Origin of the sequence: Cerasicoccus sp. TK19100 (assembly GCF_027257155.1) — a bacterium.
Lineage (GTDB): Bacteria > Verrucomicrobiota > Verrucomicrobiia > Opitutales > Cerasicoccaceae > Cerasicoccus > Cerasicoccus fimbriatus.
On the sequence record NZ_JAPWDU010000004.1, the window covers coordinates 288,955 to 312,225 of the forward strand.

The window sequence follows — 23,271 nt, forward strand, 5'->3', positions numbered from 1 at the left end:
GCTAACCGCATACCTCAGTAAAGAGGGAAAATGTGATTCTGCCGGAACGTTGGGTTGCATTGTGCCCGCGAAGTTCTACGCTGCTTCGTTTTGCCCGAATACAGGCACCCAACCAACAACCCGAAAAACCGCAGAAAAGACATGGCCCTTACTCCATTTTCCAGCCGCCTCATTGCCGACGTTGGCGTCAGCATGGGGGACGAAGGCAAGGGACGGCTCATCCCCGAGGTGATTGCCGAGATAACGGAGCAGACGGGTCATCATGACTCGGTGGGCATCGTCATGAAGGTCAACGGCGGTGCCAACAGCGGGCACACCGCAGGCGGCCTGAAGCTGAACCTCCTACCCGCGGGCGTGGTCGACGGTTCGGTGCGCTGGCTCGCCATCGGTAGCGGCGTCGTGGCCGACCCACGCAAGGCCCTCTGGGAGCTGAAGCCCCTCGAAGCCCGTGGCTACAAGCTCTGGGAACGCCTCGTATTTGACGAGCGCACGATGGTCAGCGACCTCTCCCACCGCCTGCTCGACCTGGCTTGGGAAGACTACCGCCAGAACGTCCTCAAGGGCGAACCACGCGGCTCGACCGGCCGTGGCATCACCCCGGCCTACTTGGACGAAGTCGGCCAAATGCAGATTTTCTACGGCGATATCGAGGACACCTCGGACAACCTCGCCAAGCTCTTCCGCGAGCGCCTGGAGCGCGCGGTATGCGTCATCCGCCACGTCTGCCAAGTCTCACCCGAGGCCTGGAGCGGCTTCTTCGACACCCTGACCAACGCCGAGCAACGCGCGAACCAGGAAAGCGTCGATGCCGGCATTTTCCCGGCCAGCGAGTTTGACTTCACACAGTTCCGCGGTGAGGGCGATTACGGGCTCAACGTCGACCGCGTCATCGAGGTTTACATCGACGCGCTAAAGCAGCTAAAGAACAACATCGCCGACGTGCGCGAGCTGGTCATCCAAAACCAGCAGGCAGGCAAATACCTGGTCGGCGAGTTCGGCCAGAGCTACTGGCTCGACAAACGCGCCGGCTTCTCGCCCAACGTCACCGCCTCACACACCTTTACGCCCGAGCTCTTCCTGAGCGCCGGCATCCCCGCGCAGCCCGTCCACACCATCGGCTGCTGCAAGGCATATGACACCAAGGTCGGCACCCACATTTTCCTGACGAAGATGGACGACGAGGCACCGCTGACCATCGCGCTCAAGAAGCTCGAGTTCGGCGTCAGCACCGGCCGCCAACGCATGGTGGGCTGGTTCGACGCCGTGGAAAAAGGCGACTGCCTGCGCTTTGGCGGCTATCAGGACCTCGTCATCAACAAGCTCGACGCCCTGACCCAGCCCGATGGCGGAACCCTCAAGGTCTGCGTGGCCTACCAGGACCCGCAGGGCAAGCGCATCTATGGTGTGCCGCGCGAGGACGCCATTCGCCGCAATTTGACCCCGGTTTACGAAGAGCTCGAAGGCTGGACGAAAGACATCTCCAGCGTCCGCAGCTTTAAGGATTTGCCCACCGCCGCTCAGCGCTACGTCGCCTTCTGCACCAAGGCCACGCTCGACGTTGCCGGCCGAGGCGGCTCTCACCCGCCGCTCAACGTGCGCTACGTAGGCGTGGGTCCCGATCCGTCGCAGATCATCAAAGATATCCCCGCGACGGCAGACCTGCTCAAGCTGGCGTAGCAAAGTAGCATAGGCGTCTCGCCTGTGCTCTGCTCTACTCCAACTAAAATGCACAGGCGGGACGCCGATGCTACAAGATTAAGCCATCGTCTGCGCAAGCTTGTGGTTCAGCTCCCACTTTACGGGCTGGCCGCTGATCATGCGGTCGTATTCGGCAATCATGTAGTGCGCCATGCGGCGGCATTCGCCGTTGATCGAGCCTGCGATGTGTGGCGTGAGCACGACGTTCGGCAGCGTGTAGAATGGCGATCCTGCTTCGGCAGGCTCAGGGTAGGTTACGTCCAGCACAGCTGTAATGTCCGGGCGCTCCTTCAGCACGCTGATCAGGCCATCTTCGTCCACCACCGCACCACGCGCGGTGTTGATGAAGCTCGCACCGGGCTTCATGGCGGCAAAGTGCTCACGCTTCAGCATTTTTACGGTTTCCGGCAACCACGGGGTGTGGCAGGAAACCACATCGGCTTTAGCAAAAACTTCCTCCAGCGAGCAAATTTTAACACCCAAAGCCCGAGCATCCTCCGGTTTAATGAAGGGGTCGTAGGCGATCACATTGACATCCAGCGTGCGCAGCCGCTCCACAACGAGTCGACCGATCTGCCCCAGCGAAAGCAGCCCAACGGTCGTCCCGAATGTGCCGGGCACATTGTCGCGATCGTACGTTTCGTAGGTGTGTGTGTGGTTAAACCATGTGCTCCGAATCGGCTGATAGGCATGCTTCAGGCACATGATAACCTGCGCAAAAGTAAACTCCGCCACCGGCAAAGCATTTGCGCCCCAGGCGCTGAATAAACGAATGCCACTCTCCCAGAAAGCCCCAGTCGTGAATGCCTTGACCGAACCGGCCGCATAAAAAACCGCTTTCAAATTTGGAGTCTGCGCCAGGAAATCAGCATCGAGCACCGGCATACCCCACGTGCCAAAAATGTAGTCCGCCTCCGCAAATTCTGAAGCTGGCGGCGGTATCCGATTCACACGACGTGCCTTCGTAATGCTGAAACGCTCTTCCAGCATCGCGCATTCCTGCGGCCCGTAGACCACGTCTATTCGGTTATCAACTCCGGTGATGACAGCTTGTTGCATTCGGGGGACTATGACAAAACGCGGTAGGTATGCGAAGCCGGAAATGCGTTAATCGTAGTGAAATAGGTTGATTTATTCAGTCGGCAATACTGGCAAGACGCCCGCCAATGCACCCCAAGGCAGTTCGTGCGGGTGGACCCCCATCTTGGCCGACAACGCCGCCGCCAGGCCTGCTGCCTCGCCCATCGTTACAGCCTCCCCCGTCACCCGGTAACTCGCAAACGAAAGCCAATCTCCGCTAATGCAACGACCCGCCATCAAGAGACCATGGACATCCCGCGCGATCAGCGCCCGCAACGGGATGTCGTAGGGAATGACCTTCTGCGTCTTTAGACCCTTGCCCTTCTTGGGATCGCTGGAGTGGACATCCACATTGAAGCGCACACGACAAATGGCGTCCTCGTGCCGCTTGCCCGCCATGAGGTCATCGATCGTCACTTGGTAATGCCCTGTCAGGCGTCGCCCTTCGCGCACCCCGATGTGCTCGGCCGAAGCGACCAGAAACGCGCCCTTAAACGGCGAGCCCGCGCCATTCAGGCCGTCCACCACGCGATTTAGCTCGGCTCGCCCACGCATCGTCGCCTGGCTGACTTGACGCGCATTCGTGGCGTCGACCTTGTATTCGTGGTTGACCATCAGCGCCAGCAGGTTGTCCCGCACTTGGAAGAGCGTCGGGTGGCCATAGCTGGTTTCGATGTTCAGTTTGCGCAGCGTCTCGTGAAAGCGCGGATAGGCGTCGAGGTGGTTGTATTGCCCGCCGAAGAACGACACCTGGTCGCTCACTGCCGCCAAGTCCGGCACAGCAAACATGCCCATATAAGTCATCGGCTGCAGCGCGCCATTTTCCTCGGAGCCCATCTGGAAGGCATTGCCCGCCAGTGCGCCCAGATCACCGTCACCCGTGCAGTCAATAAACACCTTAGCGCGCCAGGCTTCGCGGCCGGATTTCGACTCCGTCACCACCGCCTCCAGCGCGCGCTCCTGGTTAACCGACGCCGCAACGACCCGCGTATGTAGGAGCACGTCGATACCGGCCTCCAGGCACATTTCGTCCAGCACGGCCTTCATCGATTCGACGTCGTAGGTGAAGTTTGTCATCGTCTCCCCATTGGCGAAGACGTACGCGCGGCGCTTGCCCAGGCGTTCCAGAATCTCACCGCCGAGGTCGGTTTTCTCGATATCAAAGACCCAGGTGAGAATACCCGCGGTCCACACACCCCCGAGGCAACCGTTGGACTCAATTAAAAGCACCTTGGCCCCTTGCCGGGCGGCGGCGACTGCCGCGGGCACACCAGCCGGCCCGGCGCCCGCAACGATGACGTCGTATTGGCCGGAAAAGGGCGTTTCTAAAGATTCTTTTAAGACGGGGGATACAGGGGTCTTCATTAAAAAGCAAAAATAGCCTAATTATTTTAGGCATTCAAGCTCCGAATGCCAATACGATCTAAAACCTCAATTCCGGATTATATCTTCAATTTATAATATTCTTGATTAACCATCCATTCTAAGGAATAACCTAATTTTATTAGGCAACCCATCATCACACCTCGAAGAAAGCATACCATGAAATACAAACTCACCCTACCCGCAACTTTCTCCATGCTGGCCGCGTCGATCTCCGCCCAGGCAACGGTCCTCGCCTATGAGGGCTTTGCGACAGACGCCAGTGGCTCCGGCACGAACTACGCTGAAAATGCCAACCTTGAAGGTGTTGACCAAACCCGTACCGGTTTCCAAAGCGCCTGGTTCAACGACTCCAACCAAACCTCAACCCGCAACGTGCGCGCGGAACTAGGCAACCTGACCTACGACGGCTTCCTGACCGGCACCCCCGGCGTGGGCGTCCCTTTCAACGATGGAACCGTGCAATCCACTTCTGTGCTCGGGCGCAGTCTCGACATCAGTAACGCGGCCGTGACGGATGGTTACTACGTCGCGCTGCTCATTGACTTCCAGGGCTCCGAGGGCGGTTTCACATTTTCAGGCGCATCTTCCGCCAACTCCTTTGTCCGCAATGGCGGCAATGTCTCCTGGTCGCCAGCGGGTGGATCAGCCACTGGAGGATTCACCGACACAGCGGCCAATCTGGGCATTAGTGACAGCCAGCCCAACTTGATCGTGGTTAAATACACCACGGATCAAGTCGGAGCCCCCAGTACGATTTACTCGCGCTGGAATCTGTGGATCAATCCCGATCTAACCGACGGCGAGCTGGGCACCGTGACCGCCACCGGCATGGGCATCGGCCTCTACAACGGTTCCTCCATCGAGGCCCCCAGCTCGTTCGGCATCAGTAATGCACGCATCAACAGCGGCTCATTCACCTACGTGGACGAAGTTTATTTCACCACAGAAGTCGCGGACTTCGTCCCCGAACCCGCAACCTACTTTCTAGTTGGCCTCACGGGTGCCGCGGCGCTCCTGATCCGACGCCGTCGATCGTAAGCCAGCGGTGCGTTTTTTGAGGCGCGGCAGGCAGCGTAACCGCCGCGCTTTTTCATGCCTGGCGCTCCCGGCCATCTCTGTCGTTTCAAATAAAAGCTTGTGAAACCAACCCACCCGTCCCGATGATCCGCAATGTGCCGAAAAAGCCCAAAGTGACGCTATCGGATGTCGCCAAAGAATCCGGCTATTCGACCTACACCGTCTCGTCCGTGATCAATGACAAGGGCGACATCGGTGCCGAAGCAACGGAGCGCGTGCTGGCGGCCGCCAAGCGCCTGGGTTACGGATACTATGGCACGCATGCCCGGCAGTTAGCGGTGCATTCCATTGGCATGGTTTTGCCCGATCCCGACTGCCTGCACGACGGCTTTTACAGCCGCGGCCTGTCTACTTTTCGCAAAGCGGCCTCCAACGCCGGCTACGACTGCAAGCTCTACACCGAAGCGGATTTCCTCGTAAAAAAGCTTCGCGAGCCGATCGCCGGGAACCACCCCCCGGCGCTCGACATGGAAGCCCTGGGCTGCAAAGGCCTCATCTTCTACTGCCCCTGGCTCGACTACGAATACACCGTGGCCAATTGCCTCAGCAAGGGCGTTGCAGTCGCGCTGATCCGCCGCAACATGGCGACCATGCCGGGGCTTTTCCTCGCGCTGGATCACGATGAAAATGGCATGCAGGCCCTCTTGGATTACCACGTAGGCCAGCACCGCAACCACCGCCTCGCCTTCGTTTACACCGGCGATATTCAACGCACTTTCGTGGACCGTCGCTACTTGGCCTTTACCGAATATTGCCAGACTCATCCTGCCGTTTCCGCCAGCATTAAGCTGCCAGAGATCGCCAAGAAAATCGACATCAAGGCGCTGGTTGACTTCATCCGCCAAGGAACCAAGCAGGGACAAACCTGCTCCGTTAGCTGCGCGACGGACGCTATTGCCAACCGCGTGATGACGCTGCTCTTCCAGCACGGCTTCCGCATCCCCGAGGACGTCCGCGTAACAGGCTATAACAACGACCCCATTGCCAGTGAGCTTTCACCTAGCCTCACCACGATGGAAATTCCCGTGGAGCGGATGGTTAAGGCAGCCTGCGATTACATCATCCAAAGTAGTAACGGTCTGCCCCCAACAAAATCCCGGCGTTTTAGCCATAAGCTGATTCAGCGCGACTCAGCATAGGCACCGCCTGCGCTTACGCCCGCCGCAGCGTGTGGAGCGTAATTTCTGGTCGGCAGTTAAAGCGCGCCGCCAAGCCACTGGCCCCCGCCCCGCGCGAAGTGTAGCCGTGCATGGCCCCAATTTGCCAAGCGCCTTTGAGGCGTTCACGCGGGCAGTCGGCATGCGTCACCAGCGCCCTCCCGCCCGGCAAACACATTTGCCCGCCATGCGTATGGCCGCAGAGCATGGCGTCGACGCGGCCACTCGCCGCCGCCTTTTCTGCAAAGGCCGGAGTGTGTGCCAGTAGCAGGGTTGTCGGGCGTAAACCGGCGGTCTGCGGAACATCCCGTAACGCGTGGGCAAGGTCATCGCTCTCGAAAAAATGCGGGTCGTCCACGCCTGCGAGCCATAGCTCCTCGCCATCACGCGTCAGCTTGACCGATTCGTTGAGCAGTAACCGGTGACCGGTGGACTCCAAATCCGCCACAAAGCCCAGCGAATCATGGTTACCTAAAATACCATAGTGCGGCACCGGGACCGCCGCATGGATCTTGCGTATCGGCTGAAACGCGGTGGACCACTTCCGGTGAGCGATCACGTAATCGCCGGTGTTCACGCAGAGATCGCACTCGACGGATTCCACAATCGCGAGCACGGCGGGCGTTAGCAATTCTGGTCGCAGATCGATGTGCAAATCCGCCAAATGCAGCACCCGATAGCCGTCGAAAGCGGTCGGCAGATTGGCGATTGGCATTTCCCGGCGGACTAGTTCGATATCGTGGAAGTTCGCCAGCCCACGCTGCATGAGCCCGGTCATATTCAGGCTAAAGCGCATCAGCCGATGCAGGATACGGCTACGGCGCTGGCGAGAGCTTTGTCGGCTGTTGGGCCGTTTACTTTCAGTCTCCACCGCAAAGCGACGCGCGAAGGCCGCCTGCCCCATGCGCTCTGCGTATCGCGTCAATGCCGCATCCTGTCGCTCATCGCTTATCATCCCGGTTGTCAGGAATCATCCGGCGGGCCGATGCCCACGCAACCGAAAAAGCCGCCTCCTAAATCGCAATGACTCGACTTTACAGCGCGCCTTTGCCGTGCCAAGGTGCCGGTATGGAAAACTCCCCCGCAGATGCACATTTTGACTCGATTGACAGCGCGCTGGCCGACGTCGCCAATGGCGTGCCCGTGATCGTGACCGACGACGAGTCCCGCGAAAACGAGGGAGACCTAGTCATTGCCGCCGCCAAGGCTACGCCGGAAAACATCAACATGATGATCCGCCACGCCCGCGGCCTGATCTGCGTGCCCACCATCGCCCCGCAGTTGCGCCGCCTCGGCATCCAGCGCATGGTGGCGGAAAACCGCGAATCGCACGGCACGGACTTCACCGTGAGCGTCGACGCCTCCGAGGGCATCACCACCGGCATCAGCGCTTACGACCGCTGCGCAACGATTAAGATTCTCGCCGATCCCAAGGCAACCTCCGACATGCTCGTGCAGCCCGGTCACGTCTTCCCACTCCAGGCGCGCCCGGGGGGCGTGCTCCAACGAGCTGGCCATACCGAGGCCGCCGTCGATCTGGCTCAACTGGCCGGCCTGCACCCCAGCGGCGTCATCTGCGAGATTCTTAATGAAGACGGCTCCCTGGCCCGCGTGCCCGACCTGATCGAATTTAAAAAAGAGCACGGGCTGAAGATGGTCTCCATCGCCCAGCTCATCCACTACCGGCACCAGCGGGACAAGCTCGTGGAGCGCGTTGCCCAGACGCAATTTGACAGCGAATACGGCGTCTTTGACCTGCATGTGTTCCGCAGCATGCTCGACGACCGCCAGCACATCGCGCTGACCCTCGGCAAGCTCGGCCCGGAGCCGACCCTCGTCCGCGTCCACAGTGAAAACCTGCTCGGCGATCTCTTTCGCGGCAAGGGCATGGGCGGTTTCAACTCGCTCAACTGCTCACTGGAGCGCATTGCCAACGAAGGCCATGGCGTGGTCGTTTACCTGGAGCAGCCCGGTGGCGGCGTAAAGGTGGAATCCGAGGCCGGCCAACTGGCCGTCCAGCGTCGCGGCATGGACTTCCGGGACTACGGTATCGGCGCGCAAATCCTTTCCGAGCTGGGCTTGGAAAAGATCCGTTTGCTCTCCTCAAGCGGCAAGCCACGCGTCGTCGCGCTCGACGGCTACGACTTGGAAATTGTCGAAATGGTCGGGCTCTAAAGAGCCTTCCCAAGCGGCCTACCGACGGCGGCGTACGTAAGTGATGCCCAACACTGCAACACCTAGCAGCATCGCGTAGGTCGAGGGCTCGGGAACGGGCGTCACGGTCAAGCGCGCAGCGGCCAAACCGGCCCAACCGCCTGAGCTGGCGTCATTCACGCGGACATCGAGCGTGCCAGCCCCACCAACGGTCAATCCGCCCATATTCATGTAGCGCGCGGCATCATTACCATCCTGTACTGCGCGGAAAACCTCGGTCTGCGTGTTGTTGCCTACCCAGTAGGTAGCAGAGGTGGCCGTGCCATCCTTTTCCAATACATTCAGCCCAAACCAGGATGTGCCGCCATCGAGAGAATACTCATAAAAGCCTTCGGAATTCGACGTGCTATTGCGCGACATCCACAGGTCAATATCTACCGTATCGCCCGGTGTCAGATTACCAAAAGTGATGGTAAAATCCGTGTCCGCACTGGTGCTGGTAAAGAAGTAGTCCGCAGCGGCGGCGGTATTGGCCAAAGAGCCATCCGTCGTCACCCACGAAGGGCCACCAGTGGCGTTATTAAAGGTGTTCGCATTACCATTGGTGGAGTCCGTCATCGTCCCCGAGTGGTTGAGCGTCAACCCCATGCCGGTGGAGCCAGTTGTATCCGAGATTAGGCTGCCATTCACACCGCTGGGAGCCGTGTAGGCATTCCACGCACTGGCACCGCCAGGGTAGCCGTTGGAGTTGGCCACGTTGTTAAAATCGATGAGGAACACATCTGCTTGGGCCGAAGCAGACAGCAAGGCAACGCTCACCAGAGAAACGGAAAAGAGCTTGGTGTAGGGCATAAAGTTACCCTACTTTTTCCAAACATCGCTGTAAAGTGCATTCAAGGTAGAATTTTACAACGGTGCGTCGTGCCGTGCGGAGGCTGATTTTCTTATCGCCAAAGCAAACATCGATGCCCACTGTCACCCCTTGCCCAATTGCCAGAATCATGAGCGAGCACCAAGCACAGTTTGAGGACCTGGACGCCAGCGACCTGTATTTTTCCATCATCGCAGCCCGTTACAACGGTGAGCTGATCGATGTGCTCATCCAGCGCGCCGTCGATACACTCGTTGAGCACGGAGCGAACCCGGAAAATATCGACATCAACCGCGTTCCCGGGTCCAACGAAATCCCGTATCTCGCCGGCATGCACGGCCTCACGGGGCAGTATGACTGCATCATTGGCCTCGGCGTCATCATCAAGGGCGGCACCGCGCATGACGAAGTCATTGCGCACTCCACGGCCAACGCCCTGCACACCGCCGCCATGAGCGCCGAAACGCCGATCATCAACGGCATCATCACCGCCAACACCGAGGAACAAGCCGTCGAACGCATCAAAGGCCCGATGGACCGCGGAGCCGAGTTTGCCCGCGCGGCGATTGAGATGGCCCGCCACAAACTGGAAGTCGTCGAGACCCTTGACGAGTTGGAGCAAGCCGAGTTCATCGAGGATTTTTCCATCGAGGACGACGATGATGACGACGACCTGAAACGACTTTTCCGCAAAAACTAGTTTTTACCGACCATGAGCGACCAGCCTTCCAGCAAGCCGCCCAGCGCCCGCCGCCAAAACCGCGTCGCCGCGATGCAGTTCCTATACATGTGCGAGTCCAACGACCCGCAAAACCTCGGCCAGGCCCTACGCCTGTTTTTCGAAAATCAGGAGAAGGAGCGCGACTTTTACTCCTTCGGCGAAGAGCTCGCCGCCGAGGCCTGGGAAAAACACGAGGATGTCGACAAGATCATCCGCGAATACGCGCTGAACTGGAAGTTTGACCGCATTGCCAAGGTCGATCTGGCCATCCTGCGCCTGGCGATTTTTGAGCTGGTTTACCGCCTGGACATCCCGCCGATCGTCACGATCAACGAGGCTATCGACCTAGCCAAGGAATACTCCGAGCCAGAGGCCCGCCGCTTCATCAACGGCATCCTCGACCGCTTCAAGGAAACGCTCCAACGCCCGCTGCGCTCCGCCGCAACGAAGTAGAAGCAAGCTGCCATGGCGATGAAATCGTTCCTCAGCCGATTCAACGAAGGCCTCAAGCGCACGACGCCCACCTTTTACAAGGCGTTCGGTAAAGTCGGTGGCGTGTTCAGCGGCAAAAAGCTGGATGACGACGCCATCGATGAGCTCGAAGAGGCCCTCTACGGCGCGGACTTCGGCGTCGAAACGGCGACCGAGATCATGGACGAAATTCAGGCCGCCTACAAGAAGGACAAGTCCCTTCGCGGGCAGGACGCCGCCGCGATCGGTGCCTCCGTGCTGCGCCGCGTGCTTGATGGCGCCGAGCCGCCGGAAAACTTTCTCAGTGGTGCCAAGCCAGAGGTGATCTGCCTGATCGGCGTCAATGGCTCCGGCAAAACGACCACCACCGCCAAGCTCGGCTGGCGCTTTACCGAGAATGGCCAGGGCGTCGTCCTCGGCGCGTGCGACACCTTCCGCGCCGCCGCCAATGAGCAGATCAAATCCTGGGCTGACCGCCTGAATCTGGACCTCATTACGAGCCATCACGGGGCCGACTCCGCCGCCGTCGCTTTCGATGCATGGCAGGCCGCCAAGTCCCGCGACCGCGAAGTGCTGATCCTCGACACCGCAGGCCGACTCCACACCAAAGGCAACCTGATGGAGGAGCTGAAGAAGATTCGCCGCGTCCTCCAAAAGAACGACGAGACAGCGCCGCACCACAGCTGGCTCGTGCTCGACGGCTCCATTGGCTCCAACTCCATCGAGCAGGCACGCAAGTTTCACGAAGCCTTCGGTCTGACGGGCCTGATCATCACCAAGCTCGACGGCACCAGCCGCGGCGGTGCGCTGGTCGGCATCTACCGCGAGCTCAAGCTGCCGATCTATTTCGTGGGCCTCGGCGAGCAAAAGGAAGACCTCCAGCCGTTCAGCGTCGATAACTACGTCAACGCGATCTTCGGGCTGGTGTAGCCGTAGCGTAGGCGTCCCGCCTGTGCGCTACTAAACGATTTCGAATAGTCGGAATGTTCACAGGCGAGACGCCTGTGCTACGAAATCTCCTTCGTGAGTTGCCACGGAATGACGCACGGGTATTTTATTGGCATGGCAACTGATTATCTCCGCATCGCAATCGTCACCGGCGCAACCTCCGGCATTGGCGAGGCAACCGCAAAAGCATTTGTCGAGGCTGGCTACGGCGTCGTCGGCACAGGCCGCACGGCGGACAAGCTGACCGCGCTTGAGAACGAGCTCGGCTCCAGCTTTGTCGGGCTCGCGGGCGATGGTGCTGACCCAGAGTTGATCGACGGCCTCTTCGCGCTGGCCAAGGAGAAATTTGGCCGCGACGCGGACGCCGTGATCGTCAACGCCGGTCGCGGTTTGGGCGGTTCGGTGAAGGATGCCGATCTGTCCGAGTTCGAGGACATGATACGCATCAACGTTACCGGAGCGATTCGCATCATGCAGAAGGCGGCGCAGCTCATGGCCGAGCGACAGAAGGAACATTTCCCGAAAAAAGCGGCAGACATCGTGGTGATCGGCTCCGTGGTCGGCCGACAGGTTTCACCGTTCAGCGCGGTCTATGGCGGGTCGAAGTTTGCCCTACACTCGATGGCCGAGGGCCTCCGCCGCGAGGTCGGCCCACTGGGCGTGCGCGTGACAACCGTAGCGCCAGGCATCGTGATCAGTGGTTTTCAGGAAGTAGCCGGCTACAGCGATGACATGCTCAAGAACTTCGAGAAAAAGTTTTCTCCCATGCTCGTGGGCAAGGACATCGCCGACGCGATCCAGCATGTCGTCTCACTGCCGCCCCACGTTCACATGAGCGACATCGTGGTCCGCCCGACGCGTCAGGACTACCCGTAACCTACAGCCCCGCGCGCTTTAGCGCAGCGAGCGTCCACTGGTATTCCGCGATGATCTGCTGATCGACGTTATTCTTGTGCAGGGCCTTGGGCAGCACGTCCCACGTGTAGGTTTCCATTTCCAGATGGCGACACAGCCCCGGGTGCGCGGCCAGCCAAGCCAGCGTTCCCTCCAAATGATCGCGGGTCGACTTGAGCGGTGCGGCTGGCTCTTCGCTCAGCGGGATGTGAAAATGCACGCGCCACTCCTCGCCAATATCATCCGACTTTTCGGCAATCTCCAGCGCTTCCGGGAGGTCCTTCAGCCGGCGCAACTCATCACCGCATTTGATAATTACCTGATGTAGATACGTGTCCTCGTTAAAGGCGCGCAAGGTCTCCCATGCCCCCTTGCGCGGGTCGATTCTCAACGCTGAGCTCAGGTGAATTTTGCTCAGGCGGATGTTGGCATCGGCCAGGCGATTCAACGCGTCGGCGGGCTGCTCGTATTCAACCGCCAGATGGCAGGTGTCGTAATTAACGCCCACGTAAGGCTGCATCCAGTCGCCATGGCTATCCCACAGCGCAAGCATGAAGTCTACTGTTTCGGCCGAGGTCTCAAACAGCCCGAGCGGCTCCGGCTCCAACCCAAGGTGCAAATCCTTGCCAACGCGGTGCGCGAGGTCGGCCACGTGACGCGCGCAGTTGGTGAGGTTGCGGCGCATCGCACGCAGGTCTTCCGTTTGCAAATCGAACTCTTTGAACGAGCCCGGCAAAGTGCTCACACTCCCCTCACTCACATCGTCGGGCAGCAGCTCGGCAAGGATGTCGAAAAGGCGGTTGGTGTAGTCCATGCGCTCGGTGGTCGACCAGTCCGGGCGATAGACATTCTCCTTCACCCGCGCACCATGAAAGTCGCCATACGGGAATCCGTTAATCGTAAAGACATACGCATCGACCTCGTCCAACCAGTGACGAAATGCAGTCATCGCTGTGCCGCTTAGCTCATTGGCCGCGCGCGCGCTCAAGCGCAAACCAATGCCATAACGATCATCCGGCGAAACGGCTTTCTTGATGACCGGCACGTGCTGCTTGAGCTGCGCAAAAGTTTCGTCCCACGACTCCGCTGCATGGATGTTCGTGCAATAGCCAAGGTGCCTGTCGTCGCCGATGTCCATTACTCAGTCACGTTGAACTTATCGCACTGGCTCAGGAACCGGCAAGGGTTCTTAAACAGAAAGTCATCCAGCTCCGCCTCACTGAAGCCACGTGCGCGCAGTTCCATCGCCAGCTTCGGCACGGCCAGCGGATCACTGGGGCCCCAGTCGCATGCGGAGTTCACCCACAGCCGCTCGCGGCCGTGCATTTCCAGGATGTCCGCCGCCCTCGCCGGTGTGCACTTTGACACCGGGTAAAGCGTGATACCGGCCCAAAATCCGGCGTCCAACACCTCGCGCACCGTATGCTCCTCCACGTGATCAATGATCACGCGCTCAGGCTTGATCCGCGAGTCACTTTGCAATGCTGAGAGAATCAGGCGCGTGCCCTTCAATTTGTCTTCCAAATGCGGCGTGTGCACGAGGATCAACTGATCATGCTGCGCTGCCAAGTCGATATGCTCTTCGAGAATCCGCAGTTCGCTGCGCGTATTTTTATTGAGCCCGATCTCGCCAATGCCGAGCACGTTGTCCTTCGGTAAAAACTCCGGAATCAGCGCCATTACCTCGCGCGCAAAGCCGACATCTTCCGCTTCCTTCGGGTTGATGCACAGCCAGCAAAAATGCGGCAGGTGATACTTCGCGGCGCGGCGCGGCTCATACTCCGTCAGTTGCAAATAGTAGTCGTAAAATCCCTGCGGAGACGAGCGGTCGAAGCCCGCCCAAAACGCCGGCTCGCACACCGCGCGGCAACCGGCCAACACGAGGCGCTCGTAATCATCGGTGACACGGCTCACCATGTGCGCATGTGGTTCGATGTATCGCATGACAGCTTACCCTTTCGGCTCCCAAGCACCAGCCGCTGGCTTGCCCGCCTGCGGTGCCGGTTCACTGGTGGGATCACTCATCGCGCGTAAGAAAGCTTCGGCACGGCCAACTTGCTTTGCATCACAAAGTTCACGCATGGCCTGCTTAAGCGCGGCGACCCGGTAGTCATCCGCGCGGCCATAACGCTCGGCGCGATCGAGAAACGCCGCCACTTCGAGCAGCTTGCCCCGAGCCTCCAGGAAGCCTCGATCCACGATGTCGTCTGGTGCCGGCATGTTAGAGGTCCGGGTAGATTTTGTTGAGCGCGAGCAGCGTATAGGCCGTGACCAAATTAGGGTCCTGTTCCATCCAGCGCCCATTGGCATTTTGCCAACTGCCGTCTTCCTTTTGAATTTCGAGCAATCGCACGGTCAGCGCTTCACGCCAATTCACGGGACCCTGGGTCTGGGTGTCCAGTGTGGTGATGCCCGCGGCATCCAAGCCAATGCCCATCGTCATGTAATAATAAAATAAGCCCTGCTGATCCATGCCGGGATTTTCGGTAAGCGTAAAATGCTCCTGCAACCACTCCAACACTCCCAGCACGCGCGGGTCGTCCTGCGACAAGTCAGCATAGGTGTAGCTCATCAGGCCGGAGTAGCTCACGCTGCCATAGGAGCGCAGCGCGGTCTCGCCATTGGGCAAAGTAATCTCACCCGCCTTGGAGCTGCCCGGCGTGTAGATAAAGCCGCCACGGTTGGGCGAGTCTTCCGGCTCGTCCAAGTTCTGGCAACGCTCCAGAAACTGCACCGCCGCCTCCCAATCCAGGTCGGCAGCATCGTTGGACCGTTCGGCGAGTTCGCGGGTTTCGATTAAGCTTTGTATCGCAAAAGTTGTGTTCATCACATCGGAATGCTCGGGATGCGAGCCATAGCCAATGCCGCCAAAGTATTTGTATTCCGGCGTGCCGGGAACGTAGGTGAGCATCTGGCCGGTAGTCACAAAGTTCCGCGCCTTCAGCACCACATCATCGTGTCCGCCCATTGCGTGTAGGGCCATCAGGCTGATCGACGTATTGTAATTCGCCAACCCCTCGCCCTTCGAATAAATGCCACCATCGGGCTGCACCTTGGTCAGCAGGAACTCAGCACCCTTTTCCGCCACCGGGCTTTCGCGGCCCGCCTCACCCTCGATGGGGCTCGTCGCATACGCCTTGACCACTAAACCGCTCAGGCCGGGGTGGTCGGGCGTGGACCAGAAACCGGCTTCGTTCTGCTGCCCTGCCAGATATTCCAGAGCCCGCTTAATCGCGAGCTTGGTTTCGATCTTGAGCGACACGTTTTCGGCGGATGCCATCGCCGCCGTGGACAGCACGAGGAGGGATAGGGAAAGTTGTTTAATCATCGGATTCGGTGGGTTTGCTGGCAGGCAATTTAGCCTCTGCTGACTCGAGGTCAACAGGCACGGCAGGAATTGCTATCTCCAGCAATATCACTTCGCCCGGCTTCGGCAAGGTGGAAGCATTGAAGTTTATCAGCCAATTCTGGTCGTCCACCCGTCGCGCATCACCGCTGTTGATCAGCGCCGCCGGGTCGGTAATGATTGAGGCGAACGAGCCGTCGACCTGTGCAATGAACGCTGCACCATCGAAGTAAGAGCCCGTGTAGCGCCAGTTGCCCGGCGGCATTGTCGCCTCGCGGGCCTCGTCCCAGATCCAGTCTTCGACCGGGATACGCTGATCGCCAGATACGATAGTGAAATTAACCTCGGCCCCAATCGGCGCGGGACTGTTCTCCAACCAGGCATCATCGATGTTACTGGGCGGCGCGACCACCGGGCGGTTGCTTTGCTTCGAGATGCCGAGCAGCAGCATGGCGGTGTGGAGGTGGAAAGGCTGGACTTCGGTCTTCAGCAAACTCTCGTGCGTCTTACCGTTTTCATGCACGAGCATGTATTCGATCAGCTCGCCTTCGTTACCGTCGTTGAGCAACACGGGAAATGTCGCGGTCTTCGCCGCCGGATCCACAAGAATGCCACCCATCTCCAAGAGGCCATCGGCACGCTGCACGATTTCCGGTTTAATCGCGGGCTGCCACTCCAGTCGCGACGGCGTTTCCTGCGCGATACTTTGCGATGCAAAGCAAACAGCGAGACCCAAGACCAATACGCGCATCATTACTCCCGGACCAGCATCGGCTCGATCCACAGGCCGGGCGCTTCGTTGGTATCGTCGTTAACCGGTAAGACTTCGAGGATCAGGTAGCGCCGGATCGGATCGCGAACCGACACGACCTGTACCGGGCTTTCCGAATTCATCGGCTCACTGCGGAACGCCACGCGCTGATCGGCGCGGACTTGGAAGATCACCTGTTGCTCGGGCGGGTATTCCTTCGGCACACCAATGCGCGACACGAAGCCCCGGTAGCTCTCGTCAGCCATGATGGCCATCGCGTTACCTGCGGGCATGCGCACGATGCGCTCCACCGGATCGACCACCAGCGGAGCGGCCGTAGTCGGGTTGGAGCGGATCGCCAGATCGTCGCCGCTGTCCACCACCGGCGCACGGCGAATGTATTTCATGTCCGTCACCGAACGCAAGCGACGGCTGCCCACCGAAATGCTTGCCAGGTAATCGCTCTTGAGCGTCATCTTGCCGATGAATGGATCGTCGACTTCGATCGCGTCTCCTTTGATATCGATGTCGTTCGTGAGCAAGCGCAAGCCGTCTTTGCCCGTAACGATGTAGCCGCTGGAGACCGTCGCGTAGTCTTTTAAAATAATACCCTGCACGTCACGCTGGCGAAAGCTCTTCGGCCCAAACATCAGCGAGTCCGTGTAGATCCTGTCGTCCTCCATCTTGATGAATTCGCCCTCCACAAAGCTGCCACTCTTAGTCATGACCCCCTGCTCGCCCGGCGGAATAATCGCGTTGACCACCGGGGCCAGAGAGAAGTTAACCCGCGCCACATTTTCCAGCGGAAGTTTTTTATCCGTGCCCTCACCGTAGCTCACCGTGACGGACTCCGGGGTGAAGTCCTTGACCGTGCCAGCCAAGAAACTGCCGTTGACCAGGAGCACGCCCTCCTGCGTAAAATTCTCCTGATGCCGTGCATCGAGCGGCCCGGGCTTGCCCGCATAGTCGTCGCCCTGGAAGTCTACGTGCCACAGCTCGAAGTCACCCACGCTGCGGTCCATACCCACGCCGGACACCGTGATGCGACCGCGCTGCAAACTGACGTCGCCTTGCAGGATGTCTCCCGTTAGTAAAATGACCTCACCGGCAAATGCCGCCGCGCCGGACATCCATATGCCGACCAGCGCCAGCAAGGCCGGTTTCCATCTGCCCCGTTTCATGATCATCGCTGATATAGAGGCAGGTAATTGTAGGGCATGGCAAGCACGGTTGTGTAAACCGCCGTCATGTAAACCGGTCCGCTATCGGCGCGACCACCGCCACCAAGTGTTCCCCAGTAGCAGTATGGGCCGTTTCGGTTTACGTTGCTCATAAAATGTTTGTGCACGCTCTCGTACCAGCGCACCCAGGTGTCACCACCGATCATATACTGCGCCGGTGCCGCATAGTAATTTCCGTAAGCGCCCCAGCCACCACCTTGATTATTAAAGAGGTAATCCGACGCCGGCGGGATCAACGGGTCATCATAAATGCCGAGCACCTGCAGAGAGTAAATCGCCGCCGCCGTGCGCGCAAACCCCGGGCGATCCTGCCCCGCCTGATACGAAAAACCAGCCGAGCTCGGTGCCTTACAATCGCGAATATACTGCACTGCTTTTTCAAAAACATCCTGCGGCACATCGATGCCCACATTACGCGCGGCACGGATGGCCACGGCCTGGACCACCGTCACCGAAATATCAGCACCACTCGGGCGCGGCTTGTAGCGCCAGCCACCAGTGTGATCCTGTGAGCGCAGGATCACCTGCACCATCCGCTCAAGCGCGGGCCGGATTTCCGGGTTAAGCGTTTGCCCGTAAACTTCCGCCAGCACGAGGGTCACGATGCCGTGGCTATACATGTAGTGCCGTTGGTTGTTGGTGCGGATCTGGCCATCGGGCAGTACGATGCTCAGCAAGTAGTCCACGCCCTTGTCGACCGTGCGGCCATAGGGCCCCTCATTGGGTAGATTACCCGCGCACATGTAGGCGACCAGCGTGTAGGCCGTCATCGCACCATAATATTGCTCACGACCAGGCGAGCCTTTGCCCCACGATCCGTTGGGCTGCTGCTGCGTAGCCAGCCAAGCCAGCGCACCCTCGATCACTTTCTCAGTCGCCGGGTCGATACTGGGCATTTCGAGCGCGTCGCCCTCGGCCGGAGCCGGGGGCAACTCTTGCGCAAAGACGGGTACCGCCATCAATAGACAACCGGAAAGTGCTGTAAGAAATTTCTTCATCGTTAACGCGTCCCCGTAGCCAGATTGCGGCGGTATTGCTCGATCATCGAGCGGTATTCATCGGGATAAGATTCACCCAGCGACTGGCGAATCGCCTCACGCTCGCGCGCGGGCAGCCCCGTGAACTCACCCTCGCCCAAAATGTTTGCATTACCGGAATCCGTCTTGTCCCCGGTGGAGGAAAGTTTGTTGTCGTCAGTCGGGTCATCGGAGTTGGATTCAGCGGTGCTCTCAGTAGCCGGGCCCTCTGACTCACCTTCGCCTTCACCCTCGCCTTCTTCATTGGCTGCCATTTCGCCGCCCTCGCCTTCGCCCTCCATAGGCTCGCCGCCCTCACCGCTCATAGCTTCGCCCTCCTCGCCTTCGCCGGCTTGCTGGGCTTCAATCGCGGCGACTAAATCTCCCGCCTCGGCGTCGGCCTCCGCCCCCGCCAAAGCATTCTTCGCTTCGGCCAAAGCCGCCAAAGCCTCTTGCGCCTGAGCCTGTGCCGCCTGAGTATTGCCTGCTTGCAAATTCTGCTCCGCATTGGCGAGGGCTTCTTGCGCAGCAGCAATAGCGGCTTGCGCAGCGGGGGGCAGCTCACCGGCGGCTTCACCTTCGCCGTCTTCTTCGCCCTCTTCCCCTTCATCGCCTTCGCCCTCAGCGGCGGCTTGCATTTCCTCGCCAGGCATCTGGCCTTCCTCGCCTTCGGCACCTTCTTCGCCCGCTTCAGCCATAGCCTCCTGACCTTCTTCGCCCTCTTGGCCTTCTTCTCCCTTCTGGCCTTCTTCGCCGGCATCGGCCATCACTTCATCACCTTGCTGGCCAGGATCCGCGGCATCCGCCATAGGCTCTTGTCCTTCTTCACCCTGCTCACCTTCTTGACCTTGTTCGCCGGCGTCGGCCTGGGCTTCCTGCCCCTGGTCACCTTGCTCACCGGCGTCTGCCTCGGCACCTTGTGGATCATTGGCGGCATCCAGCGCATCGAGCGCATCGCCGATGTTGGCCAAGGCTTCCTCTTCGTTGCCTTGGTCGAGGTCATTTAATGCATCGTTCGTGGCGGCCTCGGCTGCATCAAGTGCGTCGTTCGCTTGAGCCAGCTGTTCTTCGTTGGCGGCATTGGCGTTCTCCTCAGCCATGTCAGCTTGCGCCTCGGCCTGGTCATTAGCCGTTTGGTTTGCCGCAAGCAACAACAACTCCAGGGCTTCGTCCTGCGCATTGAGCACCAGCGCGCCACGACCATCGAACTGCATGCTCTGGCTCGCGGCTTCCATCTTGCGAGCTGCCCGAGCAAGGATTTGCGCCGGTCCGGGATTCGAGTCGAGCGACTCCTTTTGCAGAAAGTCAGTAGAGTGCTTGATGCGGTCCTGCTCACCACGGAGGTTATTTAAATTGCTATTGGTTTTCTCACGACGGCGCGTCTGGATATTGAGCGCGGTTTGCCACTCAATCAGCTTTTGCAGCTTGGCGGCGAAGTCCTGCAACTGCTCCTGTTGGTTCGGCTGATTCTGCTGCTCCTGTGCGGCGGCCTGCTCAGCAGCTTGCTGAAGCAAGCTTAGCGCTTGCTCTAAAAATACAATGGCCTGCTGGGCAGGCTCAGCCGAAGCCTCACGCTCTTCCTTTTCTTTGGAGGGCATAATACGGCGAGCTGAACGCATCTTAGCCATGCCCTGATAAATCGGGCCTGCGGCGTCCGGGGCTTCATCGCGCGCGGTCTCATAAACGCCAAGGGCGTCCTGCAGCACTACGCCCTGATAGCTGGCGACACTGTGCATTGGATGCTCGCGCTCAAATTTCTTTTTAATGTCACTAACGATGAGAGTCTGCTCCTCGATGACTTTCTCCAACCGAGCGGCGAGTTGCTTCAGCTGCTCCGATCGCGGCGGCTTGGGCGTGAGGTAAGAAATCAGCTCGTTCATCGCATTGAGCGAGGCCTTCTCAAACGACACCGCGCTGAACACCTGCTCCTGGTCAAGCGCTTCGCGGGCACTGGAGAGCAAGCCCACGATTCGCTTTTGCTGGATCAACTGCAGGGCGCCTTTGTAGAGCGGCGCGTTTTCGGGGTCGTTGCTGGAAGCGATGATTTCAATCGTCGAGACCACATAATTAAACTGCTCGCTCAAGTCGCGCTGCTCCTCATATTGCGAGTCGAGCGAGGCGCGTTGATACTCATTGAGTGCCTTGCCCGGTTGAATGTCCTGCGCAAGGCTGACCCCCGCATCCATGTTACCTGCTTGACGCTGAACCAACTCCTGCAAAATCGCGGGCACCGCGGTGACGTCGCGCTTTTTGTTATACTCATTAACGAGGTCGCGCAAGGTAACCAGAACGGAAAGCTGCCCGCTGTAGGCACCCATCAAGTGCGCGCGCGCTTCGGCATCGGAACCGGCCGCCATCGCGGCATCCAGCTTAGCCAAAATCTTGGCCATCTCTTCCAGACTACTGTTGGACAAAAGCAAACGCGTGCGCTTTAAGTCCTCCACCTGATCGCCGGCTAGCCCATTGCGCTCGTATTCCAAAATGATCGCGTCGAGCTGCTGAATGATTTGCTGCGTCCGCTCACGCAAACGCTGCTGATCCATCTTTTTATCGCTCAGGACTGGCTTGGCCGGAACGCTCGCGGGTGCCTCCTGAGCATAGCCAAAAATGGGCGCAAAAAGGCAAAGCATCAGGAGTAACCAACGGCGGGGAAAAGTTTTCATAGTGTATAACATGTATGCTTAGGGCAAAAGGTCAAGAATGGTCCGGGGTGCCTATTCCTTCCGCTCAATGATTTTGCCCAGCTCCTGGCTCGTCTCACGCTGGCCGCTGGCCACGCCGGAAATCTGGTTAAACTTGTCCAGCACGCGGTTGACGAGCTCCGCCTGCTTTTCCTCGGGGGTGACCACGCGGGCCACAAACCGGCGGCTCGCGCTACTGCCCGGTCCGGTAATGTCGTTGGTATCAGTCGCGACGACCCAATATTCGATGATGTCGTTGATGGACAAATCCAGTTCGCCCAACGGCCAGTCGTAGCGGTTGTGCACCGAAGCACCGGGCTGTGCGCCGAGGTCCAACTCGAAGGACTGCTCGTCGCCGCGATTGATTGAGTAATGGAGCTCAACCTTGCCGAGGCGGTTGTCATCCGTGGCCTTGAAGCTAAGCAACATGTTGGCATCCGGCGTGACGAGTTGCTGGATTTCGATCGGGAAAACGATGTCGATGGTCGGTGCTTGGTCTTCAATAATTCGGACCGGATAGGCCGGCGTCGCAGTCGAGGGAACGCCTGCTTCGTCAAACACGCGGACGCTGACACCGGTCAGGCCCTCAAGCGGAATGTCCACCGAGCCGCGAGCCTGGCTGTCGTTAGCGCCTACAACTTCCATCGGCACCTTTTGGCCGAGACCAGCCTGGTGAATGTCTCCGCCAGACAGCTCCTGGTTAGAATTTGCAATCAGTTCCAGCTTACCGCCGGGCAGCACATCCAGCTCTTGCAAGGATAGTGTGCGGGTGCGTTTGCCCGTGTAAGGTGGTGGCGTGTAGCGGGCCTCAACCTTGAGCAGCACCGGCTTGTCCTTGGTGCGCACGGTGTAAGTTTCACTTTGGCCGTCGCCCGCAAAAACAGTATACTCAAAAGACTCCGGCACGGACTCCAGCATCCGGTGGAAGATCCGCGGATCGCTCTCGGAAACCATGATCGGGAACTCCATGCTCCGGCCCGATTCGTAGTCAATTTCAATGGTACCACCTTCCGGGATCACACCCTCGGTGCGGACTTGGATATCGAGGTCGTCGCCAAAGCCGATCACAGTATCGCCGGTGATGCCGTAAATCATCGTTTTGCGCGGCACGGGCTCCCACGAGAGCAAGGCGCGGCGCATTAAGGCCAAACCAGTGTCGCCGGCGAGCACAAAACCCGTCACCGCCGCCGCAGTAATAAAGAGCCCGCGCAAGAACATCTTGCCCGCTTCTTTCAACGGCACCGCCGGTCCAAACTTCGTCTCCTGGGCCATGGTCTCGGTCTGCTCGTTGAGCGCACGCACCATGCTAACGGCGGTATTCGCGCCCAAGGCACCAGGCTGATTGAGCTGCAGAGTGGAGATGAGTCGCGACTTTAATTCCGGGTTCGCGCGCTCGACCAACAGCGCCGCCTCTTCGTCCGAAGGCGGATGTTTAAACGGCCAGATGACAAACTTATAAAACGCGCCGCCAATGAACAGGATCTCCGCAACCAGCGCCAGGAACCGCAGGAACCACGGCATGACCAGCCACCAGTCAATGAAGCAGCGCAGGGCAAAGAACGCCAGGAATACTGCCGCGACCAGCGACAGTCCATACAGCGCTCGCTCAAACAGATAGCGTTTGCGCACGCCGTCGATCTTACCGATGAAGCCGAACTCGCGGTTCTCCAAATGCACGGGACGCGTCGGCGCGGGGGGCGTCAGCTTCGGGCGCGCTTCCCAGCGTCGCTTGGCCTCGGCGCTTACTTTGCGATACAGAGCTTGTAGTTTTTCCTTCAT

The 23,271-nt window shown here is 59.2% G+C and carries 21 protein-coding genes; 8 read left to right on the top strand and 13 right to left on the bottom strand.

Features of this window, described 5'->3' with window-relative positions:
* Positions 1 to 141 precede the first annotated feature (141 nt).
* The gene (locus tag O3S85_RS11410; protein ID WP_269540480.1) at positions 142 to 1,677 is read left to right on the top strand and encodes an adenylosuccinate synthetase; all 1,536 of its coding nucleotides are present in this window, start codon (positions 142 to 144) and stop codon (positions 1,675 to 1,677) included.
* 78 nt (positions 1,678 to 1,755) lie between these two features.
* Here the strand turns inward: O3S85_RS11410 and O3S85_RS11415 are convergent, their stop codons facing one another.
* The gene (locus O3S85_RS11415; protein ID WP_269540482.1) at positions 1,756 to 2,757 is read right to left on the bottom strand and encodes a hydroxyacid dehydrogenase; all 1,002 of its coding nucleotides are present in this window, start codon (positions 2,755 to 2,757) and stop codon (positions 1,756 to 1,758) included.
* A gap of 72 nt (positions 2,758 to 2,829) precedes the next feature.
* Positions 2,830 to 4,143 carry an FAD-dependent oxidoreductase gene (locus O3S85_RS11420; RefSeq protein WP_269540484.1) on the bottom strand — a complete coding sequence of 438 codons (1,314 nt, stop codon included), beginning with the start codon at positions 4,141 to 4,143 and terminating at the stop codon, positions 2,830 to 2,832.
* A gap of 177 nt (positions 4,144 to 4,320) precedes the next feature.
* On the opposite strand from O3S85_RS11420, the gene O3S85_RS11425 reads away from it, so the two are divergent.
* Positions 4,321 to 5,202, top strand: a complete 882-nt coding sequence (locus O3S85_RS11425; protein WP_269540486.1) for a PEP-CTERM sorting domain-containing protein — start codon at positions 4,321 to 4,323, stop codon at positions 5,200 to 5,202.
* A 122-nt stretch (positions 5,203 to 5,324) separates the two neighbouring features.
* Complete coding sequence (locus O3S85_RS11430; protein ID WP_269540488.1) at positions 5,325 to 6,380, top strand: LacI family DNA-binding transcriptional regulator; 1,056 nt, start codon at positions 5,325 to 5,327, stop codon at positions 6,378 to 6,380.
* 13 nt (positions 6,381 to 6,393) lie between these two features.
* Here O3S85_RS11430 and O3S85_RS11435 read toward each other — a convergent pair whose 3' ends face one another.
* On the bottom strand, positions 6,394 to 7,353 hold the full coding sequence (locus tag O3S85_RS11435; protein ID WP_269540490.1) for a metallophosphoesterase: 960 nt from the start codon (positions 7,351 to 7,353) through the stop codon (positions 6,394 to 6,396).
* A gap of 68 nt (positions 7,354 to 7,421) precedes the next feature.
* Here O3S85_RS11435 and ribB point away from each other — a divergent pair, with 68 nt between their 5' ends.
* The gene (gene ribB, locus O3S85_RS11440; protein ID WP_269540492.1) at positions 7,422 to 8,573 is read left to right on the top strand and encodes a 3,4-dihydroxy-2-butanone-4-phosphate synthase; all 1,152 of its coding nucleotides are present in this window, start codon (positions 7,422 to 7,424) and stop codon (positions 8,571 to 8,573) included.
* An 18-nt stretch (positions 8,574 to 8,591) separates the two neighbouring features.
* On the opposite strand, the gene O3S85_RS11445 is transcribed toward ribB, so the two are convergent.
* On the bottom strand, positions 8,592 to 9,404 hold the full coding sequence (locus tag O3S85_RS11445; RefSeq protein ID WP_269540494.1) for a PEP-CTERM sorting domain-containing protein: 813 nt from the start codon (positions 9,402 to 9,404) through the stop codon (positions 8,592 to 8,594).
* Positions 9,405 to 9,553: 149 nt separating this feature from the next.
* Between O3S85_RS11445 and ribH the strand changes: the two genes are divergently transcribed.
* From ribH to O3S85_RS11465, 4 genes are all read left to right on the top strand, one after another.
* Positions 9,554 to 10,123: a 6,7-dimethyl-8-ribityllumazine synthase gene (gene ribH, locus O3S85_RS11450; RefSeq protein ID WP_269540496.1), complete on the top strand. Its 570-nt coding sequence runs from the start codon at positions 9,554 to 9,556 to the stop codon at positions 10,121 to 10,123.
* A gap of 12 nt (positions 10,124 to 10,135) precedes the next feature.
* A complete protein-coding gene (nusB, locus tag O3S85_RS11455; RefSeq protein WP_269540498.1) occupies positions 10,136 to 10,597 on the top strand; it encodes a transcription antitermination factor NusB in 462 nt (153 codons plus the stop codon).
* Positions 10,598 to 10,609: 12 nt separating this feature from the next.
* Positions 10,610 to 11,545, top strand: coding sequence for a signal recognition particle-docking protein FtsY (gene ftsY / locus O3S85_RS11460; RefSeq protein WP_269540500.1), 936 nt, complete (start codon positions 10,610 to 10,612; stop codon positions 11,543 to 11,545).
* A gap of 132 nt (positions 11,546 to 11,677) precedes the next feature.
* On the top strand, positions 11,678 to 12,439 hold the full coding sequence (locus tag O3S85_RS11465; protein WP_269540502.1) for an SDR family oxidoreductase: 762 nt from the start codon (positions 11,678 to 11,680) through the stop codon (positions 12,437 to 12,439).
* 1 nt (position 12,440) lies between these two features.
* Here the strand turns inward: O3S85_RS11465 and eboE are convergent, their stop codons facing one another.
* From eboE to O3S85_RS11510, 9 genes are read right to left on the bottom strand one after another with little or no spacing between them, the layout of a single operon-like run.
* A complete protein-coding gene (gene eboE, locus O3S85_RS11470; RefSeq protein WP_269540503.1) occupies positions 12,441 to 13,595 on the bottom strand; it encodes a metabolite traffic protein EboE in 1,155 nt (384 codons plus the stop codon).
* Complete coding sequence (locus O3S85_RS11475) at positions 13,595 to 14,401, bottom strand: TatD family hydrolase (RefSeq protein ID WP_269540504.1); 807 nt, start codon at positions 14,399 to 14,401, stop codon at positions 13,595 to 13,597. Before O3S85_RS11475 ends, eboE begins: the two co-directional genes overlap by 1 nt.
* Before the next feature lie 6 nt (positions 14,402 to 14,407).
* A complete protein-coding gene (locus tag O3S85_RS11480; protein WP_269540505.1) occupies positions 14,408 to 14,677 on the bottom strand; it encodes a hypothetical protein in 270 nt (89 codons plus the stop codon).
* Between the two features lies 1 nt (position 14,678).
* Entirely contained in the window at positions 14,679 to 15,785 is a 1,107-nt protein-coding gene (locus tag O3S85_RS11485) for a prenyltransferase/squalene oxidase repeat-containing protein (RefSeq protein WP_269540506.1), read from the bottom strand.
* Positions 15,778 to 16,557: a YdjY domain-containing protein gene (locus O3S85_RS11490; protein ID WP_269540507.1), complete on the bottom strand. Its 780-nt coding sequence runs from the start codon at positions 16,555 to 16,557 to the stop codon at positions 15,778 to 15,780. The genes O3S85_RS11485 and O3S85_RS11490 overlap by 8 nt, the downstream gene beginning before the upstream one ends.
* The gene (locus O3S85_RS11495) at positions 16,557 to 17,735 is read right to left on the bottom strand and encodes an NPCBM/NEW2 domain-containing protein (RefSeq protein ID WP_269540508.1); all 1,179 of its coding nucleotides are present in this window, start codon (positions 17,733 to 17,735) and stop codon (positions 16,557 to 16,559) included. Before O3S85_RS11495 ends, O3S85_RS11490 begins: the two co-directional genes overlap by 1 nt.
* A 2-nt stretch (positions 17,736 to 17,737) precedes the next feature.
* The gene (locus O3S85_RS11500) at positions 17,738 to 18,793 is read right to left on the bottom strand and encodes a prenyltransferase/squalene oxidase repeat-containing protein (protein WP_269540509.1); all 1,056 of its coding nucleotides are present in this window, start codon (positions 18,791 to 18,793) and stop codon (positions 17,738 to 17,740) included.
* Positions 18,794 to 18,795: 2 nt separating this feature from the next.
* Complete coding sequence (locus O3S85_RS11505) at positions 18,796 to 21,474, bottom strand: hypothetical protein (RefSeq protein WP_269540510.1); 2,679 nt, start codon at positions 21,472 to 21,474, stop codon at positions 18,796 to 18,798.
* Positions 21,475 to 21,525: 51 nt separating this feature from the next.
* Positions 21,526 to 23,271, bottom strand: coding sequence for a DUF4175 family protein (locus tag O3S85_RS11510; RefSeq protein WP_269540511.1), 1,746 nt, complete (start codon positions 23,269 to 23,271; stop codon positions 21,526 to 21,528).